The following is a 6,968-nucleotide window of genomic DNA, read 5'->3' on the forward strand; positions in this document are numbered from 1 at the left end:
AGTCCTGCAATTGCCTGTGCTTTCCATTGGGAAATCTGATTCGGATGAATGCCATACTTTACTGCAATTTCCTGAATTGTAGATTCTTCTCGTAATGCTTCAAGTGTAACTTTTGCCTTGAAATCCTTGCTGAATGACTGTCGTTTCTTTGCCATGTGCTAACCGCCCTGTTTAATTTATCGGCTGTTTGCACCTTAAATCTGCTCCTTTTTCTGTATCGTTTTACGCACTCATTTTAGTTGTCAATGCACGCGTGGAGCGGAGCAAAGCAGCCGAGCAGGGCGGAATTTGCGGCGTTCACGATTGCGTCCGCGTTCAGAGTTGTGATGTCGCCTTGCCACAAAAAAATCCGTTTGTCCGCCGGAACATTTTTCAGCGTCGCAACATCGGTGATTCCGCGCTCTTTGTTGCGTTCGGTTAAATATTCGTCCTGAATTTTCAAGAATTCATCAGAAACCGGCCGCGGCGGACGCACATTCATCAGCGAGCGAAGCAAGTTTTTTTGCGCCTCTTCGTCATTTTGCGGCGGAAGTTCAATTTTTTTGTATTCGTCAGGCGAATCCGGCTCGTTCAGAAGAACTTTTATAAGCCATTCGCGTCGTTCACTTTGTGTCATGTCTGCCTCACTTACAAAATATATTCCAGCTGCCGCTCTTTTGTCTTAAGCCCCATTTTTTCGTAGAATTTTTCTGCCGAAGTATTTCCTGCCCAGACGTTCAGCGTTACCTCGTAGCAGCCAAGCCGTTTCGCCTCGCTTTTGACGTGCTCAAAAAGTTTTTCGCCGATGTGCCGGCCGCGGGTGTTTTTGTCAACGCACAAATCGTCAATAAAAAGCGACTTGAACTGAACCATGTTGTTTGAAAAAGGCTGCTCCCGGATCTGGCAAAAAGCGTACCCGACACAAAAGTCATTCTCGTCCGCGGCGACATAAATCGGCTTCAGGTCGTCCTTGAGCATTTCCGAAAGCTCCGCATCCGTGTACTTTGTCGTTCCCGGAATAAAAATGTCAGGCCGAATCTCCGCATGAATCTCCAGAACCTGTCCCAACAAATCAATAATTTTTGGAATGTCCTTTTCGTTCGCTCTTCGTATTGTCATTTTTTGCTCCTTTTTGAGTTTGTTCAGATTTTAAATTTCCGGGTGGCTTTTTGTCCGTTTTCTTACGCAAACTGCCAAAAATCGGGCTATCCGTGGTTCCGGCTTTCGCCTACATTCCTCCGCTACGCTCCGGAACGGCTGCGCCGCCACTCCTATCCCTGCCATACGTTTGCTTCATCTGCTTCGCAGTTGTATACGCAAAACTCAACCGCATATATTCAACTTTTTTATTATATCGAAAATATCGACTTTTATCAGAAACGTCAGGATTTTGTGTAATGAAAAACACGGATTTTATTTGTGCTTTTATTAGAGATTTTGTTTACCAAATTTGTGCTATGAAAAAAGGACTTAATTTATTTTGCTGAAAAATATCTGTAGGTTCTTAAAAAACAAAAAGGAAGCCGCAGCTCCCTTTTTTCAGTTTTTCTGTACACATTCCAAAGAATGTATAAGCATTTTGCGGAATCTTAAAGATTCCTTGTTAGCAGATTGACCAGAAAAATTAATCAGTAAAATTATTTTATAATAATAGAATATGATTTGTCAAATGATTTCTAACCAAATTTGCTATGCAAACATCGCACTGTCAAGCACGGCGACTTTTCTAATACTATAGTGCAATTAGTACAGTAATAAGGTGTTGATTAGTGCTCTAATAAGGAGGCATTTAGTGCAGTATTTAAATGGCAATTTACGAAGTACTACTATGATTTGCCTTTTTCCAAGCGTACTGGCGAAATAAGTGAATCATTGTTGAAACTTTTTTACTATACTTAAGATAAGAACTTTGAAAATCTGTAATTTTAAGCTATAAAATGTTCTCCTTTTATGAATTTTCCCCTTCGTACAAAAAGATTTTACTGACCGTACAAAAATAAAATGTTCTGCGTACAAAATGATTTTGCTGACCGTACAAAAGTAAAATACTGAGCATCGATAAAGATTTTACTGACTGTACAATAGCAAAACCCTGAGCATCGATAAAGATTTTACTGACTGTACAAAAGTAAAATACTGACCGTAGATAAAGATTTTACTTGATAGCCCAAGAACAAAAAATGTGCATTTTAAATTCCGGCATAAGTTTTTTGTGGTAAAATCTTAAAGTTTTGTACATTTTTTTATTCATTTCTCTAAAACTCGGCATTCGGTTTTTCTAAAATAATTGCCTCCATATTAATAAGCCGTGATATAATTTTAGCTGGAGATTATAATGAAATATCGTTTAGGGCTTGATTTAGGAACAAATTCGATTGGCTGGGCTGTTTATTCGCTTGATGAAGATAACGAGCCTGAAAAACTTGAAGACCTCGGAGCAAGAATATTTTCAGATGGACGGAATCCAAAGTCAAAAGAGCCGCTTGCTGTTGAAAGAAGGACTGCACGCGGACAACGCAGGATAATTTATAGAAGAAAACTCCGCAGAAGAGAAACTTTCCGGCTTTTACAAAAACAAGGTCTTCTTCCTCTTAAAAAAGATGAAGCCCAATCGTTAAAACTTATGAATCCTTACGAGCTTCGCATAAAAGCTCTTGATGAAAAACTGGAGCCGTTTGAGCTTGGACGTGTCCTTTTTAATCTTTCTGTGCGACGTGGATTTAAAAGCAACCGAAAAGACGGTTCACAGGAAGAAGCAAAAGAAAATTCAAAATCTGAAAAATTGACGCAGGCAGATAAATGCTCAAATCTTTCGGATGCAATAAAAAAATCAGGCTATAGAACTCTTGGAGAATTTCTTTGGAAAAACAAGGAATCTAATGGCGGAACTCGCTTTGCTCCAAACAGAATGGATTATTATCCTGTACGACAGCTTTATATAGAAGAATTTAGTTTTATACGTCAGAAACAAGAGCCGTTTTATCCTGATGTTGATTGGAATTCAATCTACAATGAAATTTTCTTTCAACGCCCGCTGAAGGTTCAGGAACACGGAAAGTGCCAGTATATGCCGGAAAAAGAAAGAACATTTAAGGCTATGCCGTGTGCGCAAAAAATACGCATTTTACAGGACGTTTTTAATCTAACTTTTATTGCAGAGGGAAAATCAAAAAAACTTCTTCCCGAATGGCAGGACGAAATTATAAAGCTTCTTGATTCAAAAGAAAAAGTAACTTTTAAGGATATCCGTAAAAAACTTGATTTTGATGATAATATCACTTTCAATCTTGAGTCAGAAACACGCGACTTTTTACAGGGAAATTCAACCGCTGTAAAACTACGCAGCAAAAATCGCTTTGGCGAAATTTGGGATTCTTTAAGTCTTAAAGAGCAGGATGATATTGTTGAATGTCTGATAACTGCGCAGGAAGATTCTGATGTTCAGAAAATGCTTGAGAAGTACGATTTGACTTCTGAGCAAAAGAATTTTATCACAAAACTTGTTCTTCCAAGCGGCACAACAAGTTTCTGCCGTGAATTTTCTGAAAATGTTGTGAATAAAATTGAAGAAAATTCAAAAATATTTGCAGATTCAGCTGAACGTACAGAACGCTGTCAAATTCACAATGTAATAAAAGAACTTGGTTATAATTATGCGAGTCAGACAGTTGAAAAATGCGAAGAGCTTCCTTATTACGGAAAAGTTCTTTCAGGTTCAACAATGGGAGCGAAGGCAAATCCTAAAAACGATGAGGAACGTTTTGGAAAAATAAGCAATCCGACTGTTCATATTGCGCTTAACCAGACCCGCGTTGTTGTAAACGCTCTTATTAAAGAATACGGAAAACCAACGCAGGTTGTAATAGAAGTAAGCCGGGATCTAAAAGCCAGTCGAGAAGCTAAAAATAAAATGCAGCAGAAAATTGCGGCAAACCAAAGGCAGAACGAGATTCTTAACAAGAAAATAAAGGACGCGAATTCTTCTATTCTATTTCCAAACCGAACTGACCGTCTAAAATACAAGCTCTGGGAAGAACTTGATCCGGAAAACGCGCTAAACAGAAGATGTGTTTATTGCGGAAAACTAATTTCGGGCGCAGATATTTTTAATGACAACACCGTTCAGATTGAGCATATTCTTCCTTTCGGACGCACTTTGTGGGATTCTGAGCACAACAAGACTATTGCCCATACAAAATGCAACGCATTCAAAGGCGAAAATACACCTTACGAGGCTTTCTTTAAAAATCCAGAAGGCTACAACTGGAAAGAAATTCTTGAAAGAGCTTCGCATTTAAAAGATCCTCAGAAAAGGCGGCTTTTTTCAGAAAATGCGATGGAAACTTTTGAAAAGGAAAGCGGATTTATTTCGCGCCAGCTTACGGACAACGCTTATCTTTCAAAAATGGCTTTGAAATATTTGAAGTGCGTTGTTGAAAAAGATTCCAATGTCTGGGCTGTTAGCGGCGGAATGACAAAACTTTTGCGCGATAAATGGGAACTAGATTCAATCTTGAAAAGAAAAATCGGAGAAAATGAAATTTTTCATTTTGAACTGAAAGATGAGCAGATTGGAACTTACAAAAAGAACCGGTATGACCATCGCCATCATGCTCTTGATGCAAGCGTAATCGCATTGATTGACCGCTCAATGGTTCAGCAAATTTCGCGTCTTAATCAGATTGGAAAGAAAAACAGAATTGAAGTTCCGCAGATGCCTGTTATAAGAACAGACCTAATAGAAAAGACAAAAAATATTGTCGTAAGTTTTAAGCCTGACCACGGCGCTCAAGGCAAGCTTTCTAAAGAAACTCTGCTTGGAAAAATAAAAATGGCAGAGCAGGTTGCAATCTCAAAGATTCGGGAAGAAGATATTGCTTTCATAAAGAATGAGAAAGTCCGTTCAGAGTTTGAAAAAAAACTTGCAGAACTTAAGGATATTAAAAAAGTTCAAAAGGAGCTTAAGGAACTTTATCCTGTTGTTTGGGTTTTTAAGGAATATTACGTTTGCAAGGAAAATATTCTAGGGCTAAAAGAAAAGGATTTTGATTCGATAATCGATAAGAAAATCCAAAAAGAGCTTCGCGAATTTACGGAAGCCCACAAATCTGAAAAAATAGAAGATGTAATGCAGAAGTTCAGCGAGCAAACAAAAATCAAAAAAGTCCGCTGCATAAACCGTGTTCAAACTCCGATTGAAATTAAAAATAAAGACGGCACAATGCGTTATCTTTGTCCTGAAGATTATTTTGCCGCTGTTGTCTGGCAGATTCCTCCAAAAAATAAAGATTCGAAGCCTGCGTACAAGGCAACGTTTATTCGCCGTGACCAAGTTGATTTAGACGGAAATCCGAAAATTATGACTAAACCTCATCCTGCCGCAAAGAAAATATGTATTCTGCATAAAAATGATTATCTTGAATTTGTGGACAATGGGAACTGGTACAAGTGCAGAATTGCGGGATATGCAGCTACAAGCAATAAGTTTGATATTCGTCCGATTTATGCAGTTTCAAGTTGTGCGGATTGGATTATTGCTACAAATGAGGCTGTTCTTGAACCATGCTGGAAACCTGTGCCGACTCAAAACTGGATTTCAGTAAATGTACTTTTTGGAGAAAAATCAGCTCGGCCGATTACTGTAAATCCTATAGGCCGCGTATTTAGAAAAAAATAATATTGAGAACTTTGTTCAGTGTACCGATAAATAAAGTATGCTGAACAGAATACTAGAGATTTGTGAAGAAAATCGCTATGTTTCTCTGAACCGAGGGTTTGTGGTTATCCAGCATGGAACTGAGATTTTAGGTCAGGTTCCACTGGATGATGTTTCTGTTCTTTTGCTTTCTGCGCAGGGAATTACGCTCAGTAAAAATATTCTAAATGCTCTTGCAGAACGAGGCTGCGTAACTGTCTTGTGCGGAAAGAATTTTATTCCGCAAAGCATGGTTTTGCCTGTCGCAAACCATTGTCTTTTTACAAAAATCATAAAAAATCAGATAAATGCTTCCGAGCCGCTAAAGAAAAGAGTTTGGCAGCAAGTTGTAATCCGAAAAATAGAAAATCAGGCGAAAGTTTTAAAATTATACGAAAAAGACTATTCTCTTGTTGAAAAGATTTCAAAACTTGTAAAGTCTGGCGACAGCGACAATCGGGAAGCTTATGCCGCAAAAATTTATTGGACAACGTTGTTTGGGAAAAAATTTAGACGCGACCGCAATGAAGATGGAATAAATTCTTTTTTGAATTATGGATACGCGGTAATGCGAGCCGCAATGGCAAGAGCTGTCTGCTCTTCGGGTCTTATTCCGGCTCTTGGAGTGAACCATAGCAACAATTTGAATCAGTTTTGTCTTGCCGATGATTTTTTTGAAATCTATCGTCCGCTTGTTGATTCTGTTGTTTATAAAATGTGTTTGGAGGGAGAAGAAGAACTTACACCAAAAAACAAAAAGCGGCTCACGGATTCTTTGTGGCTAAAAGTCCGTACTACAGAAGGCTGTGCTCCGGCGTTTCAGAGCATGCAGTATATGACGGCTTCTTATGTCCATGCATTGGAAGATAAAAATCCTGCCATTGAGCTTCCGATTTGGGAGCAAGGTGAAAAAGATGAGTAATCTTGAATTGAACAGGTACGAGCTTATGTGGATGATGGTCTTGTTTGATTTACCGGTAATCGAAAAGAAAGAGCGCAAAGCTGCGACAGATTTTAGAAATTTTTTATTGGATAATGGATTTTCAATGGTTCAATATTCGATTTATACAAAACTTTTTTCTGGAAAAGATGCCTGCGAAAAATACTACAAGCTGATTGTAAACAACTTGCCACCTTCTGGAAAGGTTGATATTCTTACAATAACTGACAAGCAGTATTCGAATATAATCAGCTATTCATCTGGAGACAAAATTGAAAAAAAAGCGCCCGAACAACTTATGTTATTTTGATTTTTTCTCAAAAAAAATACATCCAATGCATTCTATTTCTTTGT

6 protein-coding genes are annotated in these 6,968 nt (G+C 38.3%); 3 read left to right on the forward strand and 3 right to left on the reverse strand.

Annotated features, from left to right (window positions below; genetic code table 11):
• The 3 genes from B5D47_RS11910 to B5D47_RS03560 all read right to left on the reverse strand — a co-directional run.
• The coding region (locus tag B5D47_RS11910) for a transposase (RefSeq protein WP_143592599.1) at positions 1 to 155 on the reverse strand (155 nt) is incomplete at its 3' end.
• An 80-nt stretch (positions 156 to 235) separates the two neighbouring features.
• Entirely contained in the window at positions 236 to 616 is a 381-nt protein-coding gene (locus B5D47_RS03555) for a macro domain-containing protein (protein WP_200806541.1), read from the reverse strand.
• 11 nt (positions 617 to 627) lie between these two features.
• Positions 628 to 1,098, reverse strand: coding sequence for a GNAT family N-acetyltransferase (locus B5D47_RS03560; protein WP_078930457.1), 471 nt, complete (start codon positions 1,096 to 1,098; stop codon positions 628 to 630).
• Between the two features lie 1,216 nt (positions 1,099 to 2,314).
• On the opposite strand from B5D47_RS03560, the gene cas9 reads away from it, so the two are divergent.
• From cas9 to cas2, 3 genes are read left to right on the forward strand one after another with little or no spacing between them, the layout of a single operon-like run.
• Positions 2,315 to 5,656: a type II CRISPR RNA-guided endonuclease Cas9 gene (cas9, locus tag B5D47_RS03570; protein ID WP_078930459.1), complete on the forward strand. Its 3,342-nt coding sequence runs from the start codon at positions 2,315 to 2,317 to the stop codon at positions 5,654 to 5,656.
• 37 nt (positions 5,657 to 5,693) lie between these two features.
• Complete coding sequence (gene cas1, locus B5D47_RS03575) at positions 5,694 to 6,596, forward strand: type II CRISPR-associated endonuclease Cas1 (protein ID WP_078930460.1); 903 nt, start codon at positions 5,694 to 5,696, stop codon at positions 6,594 to 6,596.
• Positions 6,589 to 6,924, forward strand: a complete 336-nt coding sequence (gene cas2, locus B5D47_RS03580) for a CRISPR-associated endonuclease Cas2 (RefSeq protein ID WP_200806542.1) — start codon at positions 6,589 to 6,591, stop codon at positions 6,922 to 6,924. The genes cas1 and cas2 overlap by 8 nt, the downstream gene beginning before the upstream one ends.
• Positions 6,925 to 6,968: the final 44 nt, after the last annotated feature.

Source organism: Treponema berlinense (genome assembly GCF_900167025.1).
In the GTDB taxonomy this organism is placed as follows: Bacteria; Spirochaetota; Spirochaetia; order Treponematales; family Treponemataceae; genus Treponema_D; species Treponema_D berlinense.